The sequence below is a fragment of the Fodinicola feengrottensis genome, from assembly GCF_039530045.1.
Taxonomy (GTDB): domain Bacteria; phylum Actinomycetota; class Actinomycetes; order Mycobacteriales; family HKI-0501; genus Fodinicola; species Fodinicola feengrottensis.
The window spans coordinates 159346-177335 of record NZ_BAAANY010000038.1; the positions used below are offsets into that span (position 1 = coordinate 159346).

General features: G+C 66.5%; 11 protein-coding genes. 6 read left to right on the plus strand and 5 right to left on the minus strand.

Annotated elements, in window-relative coordinates:
• Positions 1-96: 96 nt before the first annotated feature.
• Complete coding sequence (locus tag ABD301_RS36360) at positions 97-6504, plus strand: RHS repeat domain-containing protein (RefSeq protein WP_344314696.1); 6408 nt, start codon at positions 97-99, stop codon at positions 6502-6504.
• A gap of 51 nt (positions 6505-6555) precedes the next feature.
• Here the strand turns inward: ABD301_RS36360 and ABD301_RS36365 are convergent, their stop codons facing one another.
• Positions 6556-7332: a COG4705 family protein gene (locus ABD301_RS36365; protein WP_279580632.1), complete on the minus strand. Its 777-nt coding sequence runs from the start codon at positions 7330-7332 to the stop codon at positions 6556-6558.
• Positions 7333-7481: 149 nt separating this feature from the next.
• Between ABD301_RS36365 and ABD301_RS36370 the strand changes: the two genes are divergently transcribed.
• From ABD301_RS36370 to efeB, 4 genes are all read left to right on the plus strand, one after another.
• A complete protein-coding gene (locus tag ABD301_RS36370) occupies positions 7482-8192 on the plus strand; it encodes a response regulator transcription factor (RefSeq protein ID WP_163568914.1) in 711 nt (236 codons plus the stop codon).
• 160 nt (positions 8193-8352) lie between these two features.
• Positions 8353-9606 (plus strand): HAMP domain-containing sensor histidine kinase, encoded by a 1254-nt coding sequence (locus ABD301_RS36375; protein WP_344314697.1) that lies wholly within the window; start codon positions 8353-8355, stop codon positions 9604-9606.
• Positions 9607-9697: 91 nt separating this feature from the next.
• Positions 9698-11698: an iron uptake transporter permease EfeU gene (gene efeU / locus ABD301_RS36380; protein WP_344314698.1), complete on the plus strand. Its 2001-nt coding sequence runs from the start codon at positions 9698-9700 to the stop codon at positions 11696-11698.
• Between the two features lie 22 nt (positions 11699-11720).
• Positions 11721-12941, plus strand: coding sequence for an iron uptake transporter deferrochelatase/peroxidase subunit (gene efeB / locus ABD301_RS36385; RefSeq protein ID WP_344314699.1), 1221 nt, complete (start codon positions 11721-11723; stop codon positions 12939-12941).
• 12 nt (positions 12942-12953) lie between these two features.
• On the opposite strand, the gene ABD301_RS36390 is transcribed toward efeB, so the two are convergent.
• Positions 12954-13565: an HAD-IA family hydrolase gene (locus ABD301_RS36390; protein ID WP_344314701.1), complete on the minus strand. Its 612-nt coding sequence runs from the start codon at positions 13563-13565 to the stop codon at positions 12954-12956.
• Between the two features lie 116 nt (positions 13566-13681).
• Here ABD301_RS36390 and trpC point away from each other — a divergent pair, with 116 nt between their 5' ends.
• Positions 13682-14467, plus strand: a complete 786-nt coding sequence (gene trpC, locus ABD301_RS36395; RefSeq protein WP_163568911.1) for an indole-3-glycerol phosphate synthase TrpC — start codon at positions 13682-13684, stop codon at positions 14465-14467.
• On the opposite strand, the gene ABD301_RS36400 is transcribed toward trpC, so the two are convergent.
• From ABD301_RS36400 to ABD301_RS36410, 3 genes are all read right to left on the minus strand, one after another.
• A complete protein-coding gene (locus ABD301_RS36400) occupies positions 14468-14692 on the minus strand; it encodes a hypothetical protein (protein ID WP_163568910.1) in 225 nt (74 codons plus the stop codon). It abuts the gene before it with no gap.
• 162 nt (positions 14693-14854) lie between these two features.
• On the minus strand, positions 14855-16018 hold the full coding sequence (locus ABD301_RS36405; protein WP_344314702.1) for a cation:proton antiporter: 1164 nt from the start codon (positions 16016-16018) through the stop codon (positions 14855-14857).
• Entirely contained in the window at positions 16015-17985 is a 1971-nt protein-coding gene (locus ABD301_RS36410; protein ID WP_344314704.1) for an ABC1 kinase family protein, read from the minus strand. Before ABD301_RS36410 ends, ABD301_RS36405 begins: the two co-directional genes overlap by 4 nt.
• Between the last annotated feature and the right edge of the window lie 5 nt (positions 17986-17990).

Here is a 17990-nt window from a genome sequence, read left to right on the forward strand (position 1 = left end):
CGATCCGAATGCGACCCTCACGACCGTGCCTTGTCGGCCGGTAGGAGGACCGCCATGCCCGCATTTCCCAAGACAACCCATCGACGGTTTTACCGTTTGGTTCAGGCGAGCGTCGCCGCGCTCACAGCCGCGGCCCTGATCCTGCCCGCACCGGATGCGGCGGTGGCCGGCCTTCTCGGCAGTTCGCGAGATCAGGTGGCAAAACCGCAGCACGAGAAGTCTGTTCCGATCACCAAAACAAGCGTCAAGCCACAGCCTGTGGACGCTGGCGCCACGCTGGACGTGAAAAAGGCGCCCACGGTGAGCTGGCCAGCGCCGGCCACCGCCGACGCGACGGTTGCTCCGGCTGTTCAGCCAGCGGCCAAGTCCGCGAACGCGGTTCCGCAGTCGACCACCGCGGCGAGCCAGGCCGGCGCTTTGCCGGTGTGGGTGAGTGCACCGGCGAAGGCCGCCACCGCCGCCACCTCGGCAGCGACCGCCTCGCCCCCCAGTCGGGTACGAGTGGAGTCGTTGGGCCGCAAGGGAAACGCCCTGTGGCTGCGGGTGGGCCGCAGTGATGGTGTGAAGCAGGATGGGCAGGTCCACCTGCAGGTCAGCTATCAGCAGTTCCGGAATGCCTTCGGCGGCGACTGGGCCAGCCGGCTGCGGTTGGTACGGCTGCCGGACTGTGCGGTAGCGGCCCAAGCCGCGGTGGATGCTGGAAAGAAGGCGCCTACGACAGCTGGCTGTGTGCCGCAGACACTGCTCACCCAGAACAACGGAGCCGGTGTGTTGAGCGCGGACGTGGCCGCGACCGCGGATGGCGCCACGCCGGCGACCTACGCCGTCCAGGCGGCCGCTTCCGGTGGCTCTGGTGACTTCACCTCGACCGCCCTGAGCCCCAGCGCCACCTGGCAGGTGGGCGGCTCTTCCGGCGACTTCAACTGGTCGTACCCCATGGGGGTGCCGCCGAGCGTTGGCGGGCCGGCGCCGCAGTTCGGCCTGGACTATTCGTCGGGCGAGGTGGACGGCCGTACGTCCACCACGAACAACCAGCCGTCGTGGGTCGGCGAGGGTTTCGAGCTCGCGCCGGGCGGATCGATCGAGCGCCGCTATGCGAGCTGCTCGCAGGACACCGGTGGCAACAACGGCACCAAAACTACCGGCGACCTGTGCTGGAAGACGGACAATGCGACCTTTACCCTGAATGGCAAGGGCGGCGAGCTGATCCAGGACGACAAGGACCAGTCGTGGCACCTCGCCAACGACGATGGTACGAAGATTCAGCGAGCCACTGGCGCCGCGAACGGTGACAACGATGGCGAATACTGGATTGTCACCACCAAGGACGGCACGAAGTACTACTTCGGCCTGAACCACCTACCCGGATACGATAATCCGGCTATTCCGGCGGCGCAGAAGAGGGAGACGAAGTCAGCGTTCACCGTGCCGGTCTTTGGCAACAATGCGGGTGAACCCTGCAACAAGCCGGCGTTCGCCGACTCGTCGTGCTCGCAGGCGTACAAGTGGAATCTGGACTACGTCGTGGATCCGCACGGCAACACGATGAGTTTCTTCTACGACACCGAAACGAACAACTACGGGCGCAATGACACCGCGACCGCGGTCAGTTCGTACGTACGAGGCGGCAACGTCGCCGAGATCGACTACGGCCAGCAGGACGGCCAGGTCTACAGCCAACCGGCGGTGGCGCGCGTTTTGTTCACCACCGAGGAACGCTGCGTGCCGGGCAGTGCCTGCACGTACAGTCAGCCGACCACCTATCCGGACACACCGCTCGACCAGATGTGTACGAGTACGACCAACTGTGACCTTAAGTTCAGTCCCACCTTCTTCACCACCAAAATGCTGTCCAAGGTGACGACTCAGGTATGGCGAGGAACGGCGTTCGGGGACGTGGATTCCTGGACGATGCGGCATTCCTTCCGTGATCCCGGTGACGGCACTCGGGCCGGTTTATGGTTGGAAGCGATCACCAATGCCGGCCTGGTGGGCGGCAGTATCCAGACACCCGAGGTGAATTTCGACTCGGTGCAGATGGCGAACAGGGTGGTCGGTACGAACAATGACAACCTGCCGCCGATGAACTGGCTGCGGGTACACGCGGTGAACTACGGCACCGGTGGCAGCCTGACCGTCACTTACTCCGATCCTGACTGTTCCGCGACCGACCTTCCAACGCCGGACTCGAACACCCGACGCTGTTATCCGATGCAGTGGACGCCGCCGACACAGACCACCGAAAGAACGGACTGGTTCCACAAATACGTGGTCACCCAGGTGGTGGAGACCGACCGGTTCTCTGGAACCCAGCCCATTGTGACGCAGGTGCAATATCCGGGTCCGGCGGCGTGGCGGCACGACGACGAGGACGGGTTGGTCCCCATTGGCCAGAAAACCTGGGCACAGTGGCGCGGTTACAACGATGTGATCGTGCTGAAGGGCAGCAATCCGGCCACTCAGACCAAGACCGAGTCGCGGTATTTCCGTGGCATGGACGGTGATCTCAAGTCGGACGGCACCCACAAGTCGGTTTCCATTACCGACTCGACTGGCGGGCAAGTTCCTGACCAGGCACCGCTGGCCGGCCAGATGCGGGAGCAGCAGACATTCAACGGCACGGCGATGCTCGACCAGACCATCACCGACCAGTGGGTGTCCGCGCCGACCGCGACCCGTGTTCGCCCATGGGCGACGACGAGCGCGTTTCAGACCCAACAGGCCGGAAACCACCAGACGGAGAGCCTGGACACTGGCGGCACCCGGCAGAGCGCGGCGACCAACACGTACGACGGAAACGGCGTGCTGACCGCGTCGAATGACCTCCATGACATCAACAATCCGAACGACGACACCTGTACGCGCTACGAGTACGCGAGTAACGCCACCCTGGGGATCGCCGAGAAGCCGACCCGACAGACAGTGGCTTCGGTTTCGTGTGACAAGACTCCGACGCAAAGCCAGATTGTCAGTGACACCAAGACCTTCTACGACAACGCGACCTCGTCTGACACCCCGCCCACCAAGGGAGACGTGACCAGGACCGACCGGCTCTCCGGCTTCGATTCCAGCGGCAATCCGACCTACCAGACGGTAAACACCGCGAAATATGACGCGCTCGGCCGGTCCGTCGAGGTTGATGACGCTTTCAACAACAAAACGACGACGACGTTCACGCCTGCTGGTGCCGGGCCGCTCACCAAGGCGGTGACCACCGATCCGAACGGTGGGGTCACCACCACCGAGCTGGAACCGGCCTGGGGCAAGGAAACCGGGATGACCGACCAGGGCGGCCTGCGTACCGAGGCGACTTACGACCCACTTGGTCGCACCACTGACGTGTGGCTGCCGGGCCGCGCTGGTTCCAGCACACCGGCCGGGGATCCAGCCGCCAAGGCAGGTAAGAACATCGCCGGCAAGGCGGTCACCGCGGATGACCCATCGGTGCCGAATATGCACTACTCGTACACTCTCAGCGACAGTGCGGCGAATGTGGTGACAACCCAGACGTTGCAGACCGACGGTTCGGTGCAGACCACCTACGACCTCGCCGACGGCCTGTTGCGGAAGCGGCAGACCAAAGAGCCGGCTCCTGGCGGCGGTCAAACCCTGACCGATGTCTATTACGACGACCGCGGCCTCGAGGTCAAGGACAACGGTCCGTATTACAACTCCGAACCGCCGACCGACGTGTTGGTGGTGCCGGACGACAAGTCGGTGCCCACTCAGAAGACCCTGCAGTACGACCAGGCTGGCCGACCGACTGTGGAAAGCTTCGTGTCGCTGGGGAAGACGCAATGGTCGACGACGCACACGTATGCCGGTGACCGGGAAAGCGTGACGCCGCAGCAGGGCGAGACGCCAACCACCAGCATCAGCGACGTGAAGGGGCAGTTGACCGAATACCGGGAGTTCAAGGGAAGTACGACGACCGGGAGTTACGACAAGACCGCCTACACCTACACGCCGACGGGACAACTGGCCAGTGTCACCGACCCGGCCGGGAATGTGTGGAGTTTCAAGTACGACGTACGGGGCCGCAAGATCGAGGACTCGGACCCGGACAAGGGCGACACCAAATACACGTACAACGATCTTGACCAGATGACGAGCAGCACCGACGCGAACGGCAGCACCGTCGCGTACACGTATGACAGCGTTGGTCGCAAAACCGGGGAGTACGCGGGATCGACCAGCGGCACCAAGCTGGCCGAATGGACTTACGACACCTTGGAAATGGGATCGCCGAGTTCGTCTACCCGGTGGGTGAACGGAAACGCGTACACGTCCCGGATCACCGGCTACAGCCCGCAGGGCAAACCGTTGGGTACCGAGGTCACCATTCCCGCCTCGGAAGGAAAACTTGCCGGCACGTACGCGACGAGTTCCACCTACAACCCGGATGGCGAGGTCAAGACCTCAACGCTTCCCGCGGTGCCGGAGGCCGGCCTGCCGGCCGAGACCATGAGCTATGGCTACGATGACAACGATCTACCGACGACGGTGTCATCGAACCTCAGCACTTACGTACGGGACACCAGTTACACGCCGTACCAGGAGGTCAGCACCATCGCTTTGGGCTCCACCAGCGGTAAAGAGGTAGACCTTCTCTACGACTACGAAACCGGCACCCGCCGGCTCAGCCACGCCACCACGCTCACCGAGTCGACGACGGCTTCGGACGTGCATTATTCGTACGACCAGAGTGGCAACATCACCAAGATCGCCGACACTCCGTCGCAGACCCCGCAGGCGAACGACACCCAGTGTTTCAACTATGACAACCAGCGGCGGCTGACCTCGGCGTGGACTCCGTCCAGTGGTGACTGTTCGGCCGCGCCGAGCGCCAGCACCTTGGGTGGCCCAGCACCGTACTGGGAAGGGTGGTCTTACGACGTTTCGGGTAACCGCAAGACCGAAACGAACACCTGGGCGACCGGCTCGACGACCGCTACCTACAGCTATCCCGCGGTTGGGCAGGCCCAGCCACACGGGGTGAACCAGGTGACCACCACCGGCACTGGAATGCCGGCCGGCGGCAAGGTCGACAACTATTCGTACGACGCCACCGGAAACCAGATCCAACGCGTTCTCGGAGGTGCGCAGGAGAAGTACACGTGGGACGCGGACGGCAACCTGACCAGGGTCGCCAACGCGGACGGCCGGAACACCGACTTCGTGTACGACGCGGACGGCAACCGGCTCCTGCGTCGGGACACCAGTGGGACCACGCTTTACCTCGGTGACACCGAAATTCTGTTGAAGACCGACGGGACCACGCTCAGCGGCACTCGCTACTACCGGCACGGTCAGCAGGTGGTGGCGGTACGGACCGACGGCAAGCTCGACTGGCTCGGCGCGGACCAGCACGGCACCTCGCTCACCGCGATTGACGACACGCAGGACCAAAACATCACCAGGCGGTGGCTGGACCCGTTCGGCAACACCCGCGGCGCGGTCGCGACGAACTGGCCCGGGCAACGCGGATTCGTCGGCGGGACAACGGATCCGACCACCGGGTTGACCGATCTCGGGGCCAGACAGTACGACCCGACATTAGGCCGTTTCATTTCTGTTGACCCGCAGGCGGATTTCACCAACCCGCAGAGCCTCAACGGTTATGCGTACGCGAACAACAACCCGGTGACCTTCACCGACCCGTCCGGGACCTCGTGGTTCAGCAGCATTGTCTCGGCCGTGACCACCGTGACGCAGGTGGTGGTCGACCGTGTGGTGGACACGGTGAAAGCGGCGGTGCAGGTGGTCGCCCCGGTGATCAACTGGGTGCAGAACAAGGTGAACCAGGCCATCGAGGCCGTCAAGACCTTCGTGCAGAAGACGATCGAGGTCGTCAAACAAGTAGTCAAGACGGTCAAGAAAATCGTCAAGAAGGCCATCAAGATCGCCAAGAGAGTGGTGAAGGAGGTCGCGAAAGTCGCCAAAAAGGTGGCGTCCGCGACGAAGGACTTCATCAAGACGGCCGCTAGACAGGCCGGCGCGTTGGCCACCAAAGTCGCTGGCTCGATAGCCAGAGCGGCCACTGATGCGGCCCAATGGACGTGGAACCATCGAAACGAGATCCTGCACAAGGCGGCGAACATCGGCGCCGGCATTCTCGCCGGGGTCGCGGCGACCGCGATCTGTGGGCCAGCGGCACTGCTGTGCGCGATGGCGGTGGGTGCGATCGCGGGCGGGATCGGCAGTGCCGTGCTCAACACCGCCGCTGCAGAGGCGACCGGGGAGAAGGTCGACGCGGACAAGGTCGCGGGGTGGGGACTTAGCGGGATGATCAGCGGTGCCCAGTCCGGGTTGATGAGCGCGGCCGGCAGCAGTTTTGGTTCGAGTGCCTGGAAGTACGCCAAGGCTCCGTTTGCCCGCGGATCCACTGCCAAGGAGGCATTTGGGGCCGCCACGAAAGCCATCGGTGAGGGCTGGAAGAAGATGGCCGACATCAGCAACTACAAGTGGATCGCCCCGAAGGAGATCGACTCGTTCCTGAAGTAGCCAGATATCGGCGGCCCCGGACGTGTGTCTCACGTCCGGGGCTGTTCGTTGTCAGTCGCGCCGGGCTTTGATCGTCAGGTATCCCACAAAAACGGCGATGATGATGGTCAACCCGAGGCTGACCGTGCCGGTGCCCCAGTCCAGGCCGCCACGGCTGACCGGGAGGCCCATCCAGTCGGCGACAGACGCGCCCAGCGGCCGGGTCACGATATATGCCAGCCAGAAGGCAAGAATGCCGTTCACCCGCAGTTTCCAGTACGCGAGTGCCGGAATGGCGATCAGGACGGCGAAAAGACCCGCGGACGCCAGGTAGCCCAACCGCATGGTCGTGGCGGTCAGGTCTCCGGCGGCGGTGCCCAATGCGAACGTGGCCATCACGGTGGCCCAGTAGAAGACCTCCCGGCGGCGGGTGAAAATGCTGTGGATGGAGAGGGTTTTCTCACTGGCGTACCAGGTCGCGAAGACGGCTGCCAATACGAGGACGAAGAAAGCGGTCGACACGGCGTACGGGACGCCGAGCACGACATGCAGCACATCGGCCGCCATCGTCCCGAAAACGCTCACCATCACCACGGCGAGCCAGTAAATCCAGGGGACGTAACGCCGGAGCACCAACTGCAGCAGCAGCGCGGCGACCAGGCCGGCGCCGGCGATGCCGACCGCGATCGGCGGATCCACGTGATGGGCCAGGTAGTCCGATGTCGTCTCGCCCATACCGGTGGTCAGCACCTTGACGATCCAGAAGATCGCGGTCGCTTCCGGGACTTTCTGGATTAGCCGGCTGGTCGGCGACAGGCGGGGAATCTGTTCGAGATCGCGACTGGTCACCACGGCAGAATGTCACCGCTCCAAGCCCAACCGGTGATCAGGGTCTGAATTGACCTTTTCTTTGGATAGTCAAAGGTGACCGTCAAGCCAGTCGGCTCGGTCTGAGAGAATGGCTGGCGAAACAGTGCATTGAGGGGGTGCGGAGAGGAATGCAGGGCGGTCTCCTGGTAGTTGAGGATGATCAGGTCATCGGTGACACGTTGGTCCGGAGCCTGACGGCCCACGGGCACCGGGTCGACTGGGCGGTCACCGCGGCCGAGGCCCTCGATGCCGTACGAACCACCGAATACGCTTTGATATTGCTCGATTTGGGGCTTCCCGACTTGGACGGTGTGGAGGTCGCCCGGCGGGTACGGGCGCTGCGGCCGGCCTGCGTGATCGTGATGCTGACCGCGCGGCAGGACGAAATCGACGTGGTGCTCGGGCTGGAGGCCGGCGCGGATGACTATTTGCCGAAGCCGTTTCGGCTGGCGGAGCTGCTCGCGCGGGTACGGGCTCACCTGCGCCGCGGGCCGGCGACCAGGCCCGACGAGCGGTTGCCGGACCGCGTCCAGGTGGGCGCCTTGACGGTCGACACGGCGGCCCGCCGCTGCCTGGTCGGCTTGACCGAGGTGCTGCTGCGGGCGCGCGAATACGACGTGCTGGCCCGGCTGGTCTTCTCGGTCGGTGAAGCGGTCAGCCGGGAGACCCTGATGAACGACGTGTGGGACGAGAACTGGTTCGGTTCCACCAAAACTCTGGACGTCCACATCGCCGCGGTCCGACGCCGGCTGGCCGATGCCGGCGTACGCGCCGGGGTGAGCCCGCCGACGATCAGCACCCTGCGCGGGCACGGATACCGGCTGGAGAAAACGGAATAGGCGGGGACGGGTGAAATGGCCACCCGCCCCCTCCGGCCCCGGGTCGTGGTGGCTTCCTTCCCCCGGGGTGGTCACCAGTGGACGCTACAAAGAGGCCGGCCAGCGGCAGGTTAACGGACGGCAAGAAAATGGCTCGCAAGAGGCGAAAGGCGGGCAGCGGATGCGCCAGCAGGTGAGGCTCGCCGCGGTGCTTGCCGCCCTGATCGCGGTCGCGGTTTTCGCCGTTCCGCTCGGTGCGGCGGTCTATCGGCTGTTCGTCGACGAAGAGCGCGGCGAGCTGGCCCGGATCGCTGGTACGAGTGTGGCCGCGGTCGCCGCCGATCCGGCCTTCCGGCGTGACGAGGTTTCGCTGGGCGGGCTGCGGCTGCCGCCGGTGGAGGGCGACATCACCGTCGCCGTTTACCGCCGCGATTCCCGGCTGCTGGCCGGGCCGCCCTCTGCAGTGGCCGGCGGCCTGCTGCCGGTCGCAGCCGCTGGCCAGACCGCCGAGGTTGAGACGGCCGGGCAAGTGGCCATCGCCATGCCGGTTCCGGGCGCCGGGCGTACGGCCGCGATCGTCGTCGTCACGTCGTCCAAGCACGATGCGGTGACACGTACCGGCTGGACCTGGGCCGCGATGGCCTGCCTCGCGCTGCTCGCACTGGGCACGGCGAGCCTGGTCGCGGGCCGCCGGGCCAGCCGGATCTCGGCACCGCTGGGCCGGCTCGCTGGCTCGGCGCGAGCGTTGGGTGACGGCGACTTCAGCGTACGGTCCGCCGGCAGCGGCATCGTCGAGATCGACACCGTCGCCGCCGCTCTCAACAGCACCGCGGAGCGTCTGGGCGACCTGTTGCGGCGGGAGCGGTCTTTCTCGGCGAACGCGTCGCACCAGTTGCGTACGCCGGTGACCGGCCTGCGGTTGCTGCTGGAGTTGGCGCAGAGCGACCCGGATCCGGCCACGGTCGTACGCGCCATCGGTGTCGTTGACCAGCTGGAACGGACTATTGATGACTTGCTCGCGATGGCCCGCAGCGGTGCGCCCCGGGTGTTGCTCGACATTGATGCGTTGCTGAAAGAAGTGCGGGATGCCGGCATCGGCCCGTTGAGCGCGGCCGGCCGCGGCCTGCGGATCGAACGCGACCCGGAGTTGCCAGCCGCGACCGGAACCCTCGGCGCGGTCCGCCAGGCGGTCGCGGTGCTGGTCGACAACGCGACCGTGCACGGCGCGGGAACGATTGTCGTACGCGCCCGGGATGCCGGCGGTGCGGTCGCCATCGACGTCCAGGACCAGGGATCTGGCCTTGAGCAGGACGCCTTTGACTCGTTCGGCGACGGCCTGCGGCTGGCCCGGGACCTGGTCGAGGCGGACGGCGGCCGGCTGGCGCTCACCAGGTCAGGTCCTCAGCCAATTTTCACCCTGCTGCTGCCCGCTTAACCGAGCGTTAACCATCGGCTGCCCGAGCGTTTACTAAGCGCTCGATAACCTCCCAAAAATAAGCTGAGGCTAACCAACCTGTGGAGGGCCGATGTGGGCTGACGCGTTGCCCAATCTGGTGATTGGGCTGCGGGAAGGGCTGGAGATCGGGCTGGTGGTGAGCATTCTGCTCGCCGCAGTCCGGCGCGTCGGCGGGGGCGCGACAACCCGGCCAGTCTGGCTCGGAGTGCTGGCCGCGGCCTTGCTGAGCCTGGGCTTTGGTGCGGTGTTGACCTTCTCCCGGGCCGAGCTCAGTGCTCGCGCGCAGTCGATCTTCGCCGGGTTGTTGAGCGTGGCCGCGGTGGCGCTGGTGACTTGGATGATTTTCTGGATGCGCCGGACCGCCCGCGGCCTCTCCGGACAGTTGCGGGCCAAGGTGTCCGATGCAGTGACGGTCGGAGCCGGTGCACTGGCCGCGACCGCATTCATCGCGGTCGCTCGGGAAGGCCTGGAGACGGCGTTGTTTGTCTGGACGACTGTGCAGGCGTCCGGCGACACGGTCGCGCCGCTGGCCGGCGCGGGGGTCGGGATCGCCGCGTCTATCGGCCTGTGTTGGCTGCTCTACCGCAGCAGCGTCAAGATCAATATCGGCGTTTTTTTTGCTCGTACGGCCATCTTGTTGATCCTCATCGCGGCCGGCGTGCTGTCGTACGGGCTGGGGGAGTTGCAGACCGCGGGATGGTTGCCGGGTCACCTCTGGGTCGCCTTCGACCTCTCCGGAGCGATTTCCACCGACGCCTGGTGGGTGTCGATCATCGCCGGCATCACCAATCTGGCACCGGCGATGACCTGGCTGCAGGTCGGCGCCTATGTCGCGTACGGGACGGTCGTCCTCGCGGTTTTCCTGCGTGGCCCAGTCAACCCGCCGGTGCCAAGGACCGCTTCGCGGCCGATCCGTCGCCGCCGGTGGGCCATCGTCGCGGTCGCGATCGTGCTGCCCCTGCTGGCCGTAGGGGCATTCGCGGCCCTCGCTCCCAGTGGAGTGGGGCCAAGCCAGCAAATCACCATCACCGCGTCGGGGTGCGCCTCAGACTGGAAGGGTGGCACCGCCGGCCCGCAGACCTTCACGGTCGTCAACAAATCCGGCCACGGCGGCGAAATCTACCTGATCGAGGCGATCAGCGGCGCGGTCATCGGGGAAATCGAAGGCCTCGGCCCCGGCACCCGCCGGTCGCTGTCGGTGAACGTCGGCGCCGGCTCGTACGCGTGGCGATGCCTGATCCCGGGCCAGTCGAGTCAGCTTTCGCCGGCCGCCCAGCTCCGGGGCCAGGCCGCCAGTACGGGCGCACCGGCCGCCGTGCTGCCAGTCACCGAAACTGACCTGCGCGGCCCGACGGACGCCTACCGGTCGTACGTCGAGCCGCAACTTTCCCAACTTGCCAATGAAACCAGCATCCTGGAGCAGCAGATCAGTGCCGCAAACCTGACCGCCGCCAGGGGGACCTGGCTGCAAGCGCAGCTGACCTGGGAGCGGGTGGGCGCCGCGTACGGGAGTTTCGGGGATCTGGCGGACGCGATTGGCGGGCTCCCGCACGGACTGCCGACGGACCCGAATTTCGCCGGGTTGCATCGGATCGAATACGGGCTGTGGCACGGCCAGAATGCGGCCGAACTGAGTCCGTACGCGGTGAAACTCACCAGCGAGGTGGCCCAGCTTCGCCAGCAACTGCCGAAGCTGACCGCGGACCCGACCGATCTTCCGTTGCGGGCACACGAAATCCTTGAGGACGCACAGCGTTTTCACCTCACCGGGTTGTCTGATTTCGGGGCCAGCGCCGGGTATCGGAAAACGCTCGCCGACGTGGACGCGACCAATGCGGTCCTGGATCGGCTGGCACCGCTTTTGCAGGCCCGTCGAGCAAACTTGCTGCCGCTCGCGCGTACGCAGCTGGGGGAGTTGGGGACGGCATTGATGGCGACTCAGATCAACGGCGATTGGTTGGGTCCGATGCAAGTGCCGTTGGCGACTCGGCAGCAGGTGGACGCCCGGCTCGGTGCGGTCCTGGAGACGCTGTCCGCGGTGCCGACGCTGCTCGAAGTCCGGCAAAACTAGTGACCGACAGGAAAGGACGATGATGAGCGTCAGTAGGCGGCGGTTCCTGCAGGGAGCCGGGGCCGGCGTCGCCGGCACCGCGTTGACCGGCGGACTGCTCGCGGCCGGCGCTCAGGCCGATGCGCAGGCCGCGACCGTGCCGACGGTTGGCGAGGTCGTTCCTTTTCACGGCCCCCATCAGGCCGGCGTCTTTACTCCACACCAGCGGTCCGCGGGGTTCGCCGCTTTCGACGTGACCGCGCCGAATCGTGCCGCTGTGGTGGATCTTTTTCGTACCCTGACGGAAAGAGCCCGTTTCCTGACAGTCGGCGGTACGCCCGCGGACCTCGGCATCGGCTCGCCGCCGTCAGACAGCGCGATCCTCGGACCGCAGGTGCCGGCCGACGGCCTGACCGTGACAGTCTCCGTCGGCGCATCCCTTTTCGACTCCCGTTTCGGCCTGACAGCGAGGAAACCGGCCAAACTCGTCCCGATGCCGGCATTCCCGAATGACGCGCTCGATCCGGCCTGGTGTCACGGCGACCTGATGCTGCAGATCTGTGGCAACGGCCCGGACACCGTGCATCACGCCCTGCGGGACCTGATGAAACACACCCGCGGCGGTCTGCAGCCACGCTATCGAATGGACGGTTTCGCTTCGGTACCACGGCCGGCTGGCACGCCACGCAATCTGATGGGCTTCAAAGACGGGATTTCCAACCCGACCGTGACCGACGCCGACCGACTGGTCTGGGTGCCACCGGGGAACCCCGAGCCGGCCTGGGCGGCGGGCGGCTCGTACCAGGTCGTCCGGTTCATCAGGATGCTGGTCGAGTTCTGGGATCGGGTGTCCATCAACGAACAGGAGTTGATGTTCGGCCGGCGGCGCGACACAGGCGCGCCGCTGGACGGCAGCGCGGAGTTCGACCAACCTCGGTTTTCCGCCGATCCGCACGGAAAAGTGATCCCACTGGACGCGCATATCAGGCTGGCCAACCCGCGTACCGCGGCCACCGACACGACCCGCATTCTGCGTCGGCCGTACAACTACGACGCGGGCGTGCTGGCCAACGGAAACCTCGACGCCGGCCTGATTTTCTGTTGCTACCAACAGGATGTGCGGCGCCAGTTCGAAACCGTGCAGAGCCGGCTCAAGGACGAACCGCTGGTCGACTACATCCTTCCGTACGGCGGCGGCTATTTCTTCACGTTGCCTGGTGTGAAAGACAGTTCGGACTGGTTCGCCAGCGGTTTGTTCGGCTGAGGCAACCGGCTGTCACCGCACGTGGATGACCGGCAGCAGCTCATGGAGGTCCGTGATCGCGAGATCGCCCGGGTGGCCGCGCAAGGCGGCGACCTGGGCACCGGCGCGGCGACCGGCCTCGATGCCCGGCAGCGAGTCCTCGACGACCAGACACCGCCGCGGCGACACGCCAAGGTGAGTGGCGGCGAGCAGGTAGCCCTCAGGATCGGGCTTTCCGACACGTACGTCGTCGGCCGTCACCAGGATCTGTGGGGTGATGCCAGTCGCCTGTAACCGGGCCTCCGCGAGCCGCCGTCCAGCGCTGGTCACGACCGCCCACGGTGTCCCGAGCCGGTCGAGTTCGGCCAGCAGCTCGTACGCACCGGGCAGCGGCTTTGTGCCGTCGGCGTCCGCGACCTCGCGGTCGTTCTGCCGATCCACCTCGAGGCGTACGGCATCGTCGTCCAGCCACGGTGCGAGGTGGCGAATGGTGGCGCTGATGGGCCGTCCGTACGCGGCGGCCAGCACCGGCTCGGGCGGCAGGTCGTGGTCCGCTGCCCACTGCCGCCAGGCCAGCTCGACGGCGGCGTCTGAGCCGACCAGGGTGCCGTCCATGTCGAAAAGCACGGCGTCGATGTCTCCCATGCCGGCAATTATCCCTGTTCGTAGCGCGCCGGTCCGGGCGCCTTCGCATCGGGAACCGCCGAGTGGCTGACGTACAATTTCGCCGAATTGCCACCCGAAGCGAAATGGCGACATCAATGAGCGTGTTGGACGGCATTGTGGCCGGCGTACGTGTGGATTTGGCGCAGCGGGAGGGCGAGGTGACCCTCGCTGAGCTGCGGTCGCGGGTCGCCGACCGGCCCGCGGCGCTGGATCCGCTGCCGGCCTTCCGGGCGCCCGGGGTGTCCATCATCGCCGAGGTGAAACGCAAAAGCCCGAGCAAGGGCGCGCTGGCCGAGATCGCCGACCCAGCGGATCTGGCTGCCCGCTACGTGGGCGGCGGCGCGGCGGCGATCAGTGTGCTGACCGAGCGGCGGCGGTTCGGCGGCAGCCTTGCGGACCTGGACGCGGTCCGAGCGGCGGTCTCGATTCCGGTGCTGCGTAAGGATTTCATCGTCACGCCGTACCAGCTGTGGGAGACGCGTGCGCATGGCGCGGACCTGGTCCTGCTGATGGTGGCCTGCCTGGAGGGCGCCGCACTCGGTGACCTGCTGGGGCTGGCCACCGAGCTCGGGCTGACCGCTTTGGTGGAGGCTCACACCGCTGACGAGCTGGACCGAGCCTTGGAGGTCGGCGCTCAACTTGTCGGGATCAACGCCAGAAACCTGAAAACACTCGACGTTGACCGCGCGGTCTTTGGCAAGCTCGCGCCCCGCATTCCTGAGGGTGTCGTACGGGTAGCCGAGTCAGGCGTGGCCGAGCCGGCAGACGTCGCCGAATACCACGGCTGGGGCGCCAATGTGGTGCTGGTGGGCGAGGCGCTCGTACGCGCGGGTGATCCAGGAACGTCGATCGCGCACTTTATCGCGGCGGCTGAACGCTGATCAGCCGTTGCCCAAGACACCGCCGACGGTCTTGAGAAGCGCCTGCAGCATGCCAATGACCTCACCGAGGACATCGCCGAGGTTGGGCAGGCTGGGGACGTCCGCCTGAACGGTGTGCACGGTGCTGACGGGCGCCGCTTCGGCCGGCGTTGCCGTCGCTCCGACGAACAGCACTGACACCAGGGAAGCTGCCACGATCGCTTTGCGCGCTGTCTGTCTACGCACGGGATGGGTCCTTTCCGTGAGCGGTCATCGGGATACAACATGCGATATGCAGGGAGTTCCACCGAGGCGGTGAAGTGCTCCTGCCTCGCAACTGACGCTTACGTCATACTCAGCGTAACCGAGCTGCCACCATTTGTCTGTATTTCTGGGGCACTGAGATGTTTAATGATGATTGTCGGGTTGGCTATTCGGACAATTAACAACATTTCGGGCAGCGGCTCGACGGGCGGCCCAGGCGGTGACTCCCACGCTCACCAAAGCGGCGGCCAGAATCGCGCCGCCTTCGGCCGGGGTGAGCAGCCGGGTGCCGGTGCCGATGGCCACCGCGGCGACCGGTACGCCCAGTTGCGCGCCGGCCAGGATGGCCAGCGGGAGCGGCTGGCCGAGCAGCCGGGCCATCGCGTGCACGCTGATAGAGGCGATCGCGAGCAGAGTGGCCAGCCCGAGCATCCGCGGATCGCCGGCCAGCGCCCGCAGATCGAGGGACGCGCCGAGCCACACGAAGAAGACTGGGCCGAGGAAGCCGTCCGCGACGGCGAAGAGCTGCCGGGCCAGCCGGCGGGGCTCGCCGGTGGCAGCCAGCCCGAGCCCGATCACGAAGCCGGCCAGCATCACCGAGACGCCGACCAGCTGGGCGAGGCCGGCGAGCCCGAAGACCGCGATCAGGGCGACTCGCAGCTCCAGCCCGAAATTCCGGTTCTTGCTGACCTCGTGCGCCTTCCCGACCAACCCACGTTTGCGCAGTTGCCAAAGAACGAACCAGAAAACGGCGCCGCCGCCGGTCACCGCGAGCACCCCGAGCGCGGACCGGCCGGCGTTCCCGGGATCCTCCGCCAGCGGGAGCGCGATGATGCAGACCGTGTCGGCGATCGCGACGTGCACGATGGTCGCCAGCGCTGCCGGTGTGGACAGCTCGTACTCGCTGATCACCGGCATGATCAACGCGGCCGAACTGGAGGCCAGCAGGACGGCGTAGAGCAGTCCGTGTCCAGTGCCGGTGATGGCCGCGACGCCGAATCCTGTCGGTACGGCCAAAACGCCGACTCCAGCGGCCAGCAGCGCGCCTCGTCGCAGGGCCACTCGCAGCGCCGGATCGCGTAACGGCACATGGCTGCCGGCCACCAGCATGACGAGCGCGAAACCGGCTGAGGCCAGGAACGACAGCACCGGCTCGGTCGGATCCACCCACTGTAAGCCGGTCCGGCCGACCAGCACGCCGACCACGATTTCCCCGACAACTACCGGCAAACGTGCGCGTTTCGGCGCGGCGAGCAGCGGGCCGGCCAGCCCGGCGGCCAGCACCAGGGCAATGGTGAACAGATTCAAGAGCGACGCCTGGGCCGGACGAAACCGCGGACCACCGAGCGCAGGATGAGGACGAAGCCGAAGAACCCGATCACATATCCGGCGAAGGCGTCCAGCCTTACGTTCGGCGCGATGAGCGGGCCGGCGTCGGTGACGACCAGCACGATCGCACTGACCACCGCGGCCACCGCGACCAGCGCGCTGACGCCGTCGGTGACCAGGCTGGCGAGGAACACCCGGTCGTCCGGGTCGGCGAAGGGCCGGAACCGGACCGCCAGCCGGCCGCTTTCCAGATTCGCCGTGATGGCCTCCAGCCGGCCCGGTATTCGCCTGCTGACGGCCAGAAAAGCGGCCATCCGGCTCTTGGCCGCAGCGGCCAGCTGTTCCGGCGGGAAGAGTTCTTCGCCGAGCCTCGGTGCGATCGAACGGGCGTAGGCGACGAGGTCGAACCGCGGGTCGATCAGGGTCAGCGCGCCTTCAAGGGCGGTGATCGTCCGGAACGCGGCCGCCACATAAGGCGGGACGCCGAGCCGGTAGACCCGTACGACGTCCAGGAACTGGGTGAACACCCCAGCGCCGGTCTGGTAACGCATGGACGTGACGACCGCGCCGAGATCGCGGCGCAACGTCCGCATGTCCAGGCTCTCCGGCGCCTCGGCCAGGAGCAGCAGCGCGTCGGTGGCGGCCGCGTTGTCGTCGTTGTCCACCGCCTGCAGGAAAGCGGCCAGCGCTTCCCGCGTCTCGCGGTCCAGAACACCGACCGAACCGAAGTCGAGCAGCCCGATCGTGCGGTCCTCGCGCAACATCAGGTTGCCCGGATGCAGGTCGGCGTGAAAGACGCCGTGCACCAGGATCTGCCGGAGCACCTCGTCGCACAGGTTCGCGGCGAGCGCCCGTCGGTCGCTGTCTGGGATTTTCGCCAGGGCGGACGCGGCATCGCCGACCGGCACACCGTCGAACCGCTGCATGGTCAGGATCCGTTGGCCGCACAGTGTCGGGAAAACCAGAGGGACAGCCAACAACGACTCGCCGGACGCCTTCCGGATCATCTCCATGTGCCGGTGTTCGGTGCGGTAGTCGAGCTCGTCCCGCAACGACTGGGCGAAGCCTTCGGCGAGTGCGACCGCGCCGAGGTCACGGCCCCAGTCCGTCCGGGTCTCGATCCAGCTCGCCAGCCTGACGATGATGTCGACATCGGCGCGTACCTGCGCCTGCGCGGTCGGCCGCTGCACCTTCACCACGACGTCAGTGCCGTCCGCCAGCCGGGCCGCGTGCACCTGGGCCACCGAGGCGGCGGCCAGTGGTTTCGGATCTACCTCGGCGAAAAACGTGTCGATCGGGCCGCCCAGCTCGGCTTCGATGACAGCTCGGATCTCGTCCCATCGCACTGGCCGAGCCCGGGTCTGCAGGTGGGACAATGCCTCTACATACCGATCGGGCAGCAGGTCGCGGCGGGTGGACAGCAGCTGACCCAGCTTCACGAAGGTCACGCCGGCCTCGTTCAGTGCGGCGACCAGCGCCACCGGAGTCCGCTCCAGCTCCGGCTGGGACACCCGGCGACCGCGCAGCACCCGGGACAGGCCATGCCGGGAGGCGATCGACAGGATCGCCAGATATCGCCGGGTCCGGCGCCGCCGCCCGACCAGGTCGCGGACCAGCCTGAGTGGGTTGGGAACGCTGCCGGTCGGCCAGATCGCCTCCACCGCCACCAGCGCGGCCACTCCGAAGGCGAACAGCCAGCCGAAGGCCAGCAGGATGAAGGCGGCCGCGACCAGCACGGACACGCTGAGATGGTCGGGCCCGCCGCGCAGTCCAGCGGCGGCGGCCACGAAGGTCGCGAACGGCGAGCTGCCGGCGTAGACGACCAAGCCGACCACGAACGTACGCGGCCAACCGACCGGGGTGCCGAGCACCCGGCGCGCCACCATCCCGGCGCAGACCGCGAAGAGGGCCGCCGCGGCCACCACCACGACCGTCTCGATCACCACCGCGT

Coding starts and splice junctions, on each gene's coding strand:
- ABD301_RS36370 (WP_163568914.1), top strand. CDS start 7,482: ATGCAGGGCGGTCTCCTGGTAGTTGAGGATGATCAGGTCATCGGTGAC.
- ABD301_RS36375 (WP_344314697.1), top strand. CDS start 8,353: ATGCGCCAGCAGGTGAGGCTCGCCGCGGTGCTTGCCGCCCTGATCGCG.
- efeU (WP_344314698.1), top strand. CDS start 9,698: ATGTGGGCTGACGCGTTGCCCAATCTGGTGATTGGGCTGCGGGAAGGG.
- efeB (WP_344314699.1), top strand. CDS start 11,721: ATGAGCGTCAGTAGGCGGCGGTTCCTGCAGGGAGCCGGGGCCGGCGTC.
- ABD301_RS36390 (WP_344314701.1), bottom strand. CDS start 13,565: ATGGGAGACATCGACGCCGTGCTTTTCGACATGGACGGCACCCTGGTC.
- trpC (WP_163568911.1), top strand. CDS start 13,682: ATGAGCGTGTTGGACGGCATTGTGGCCGGCGTACGTGTGGATTTGGCG.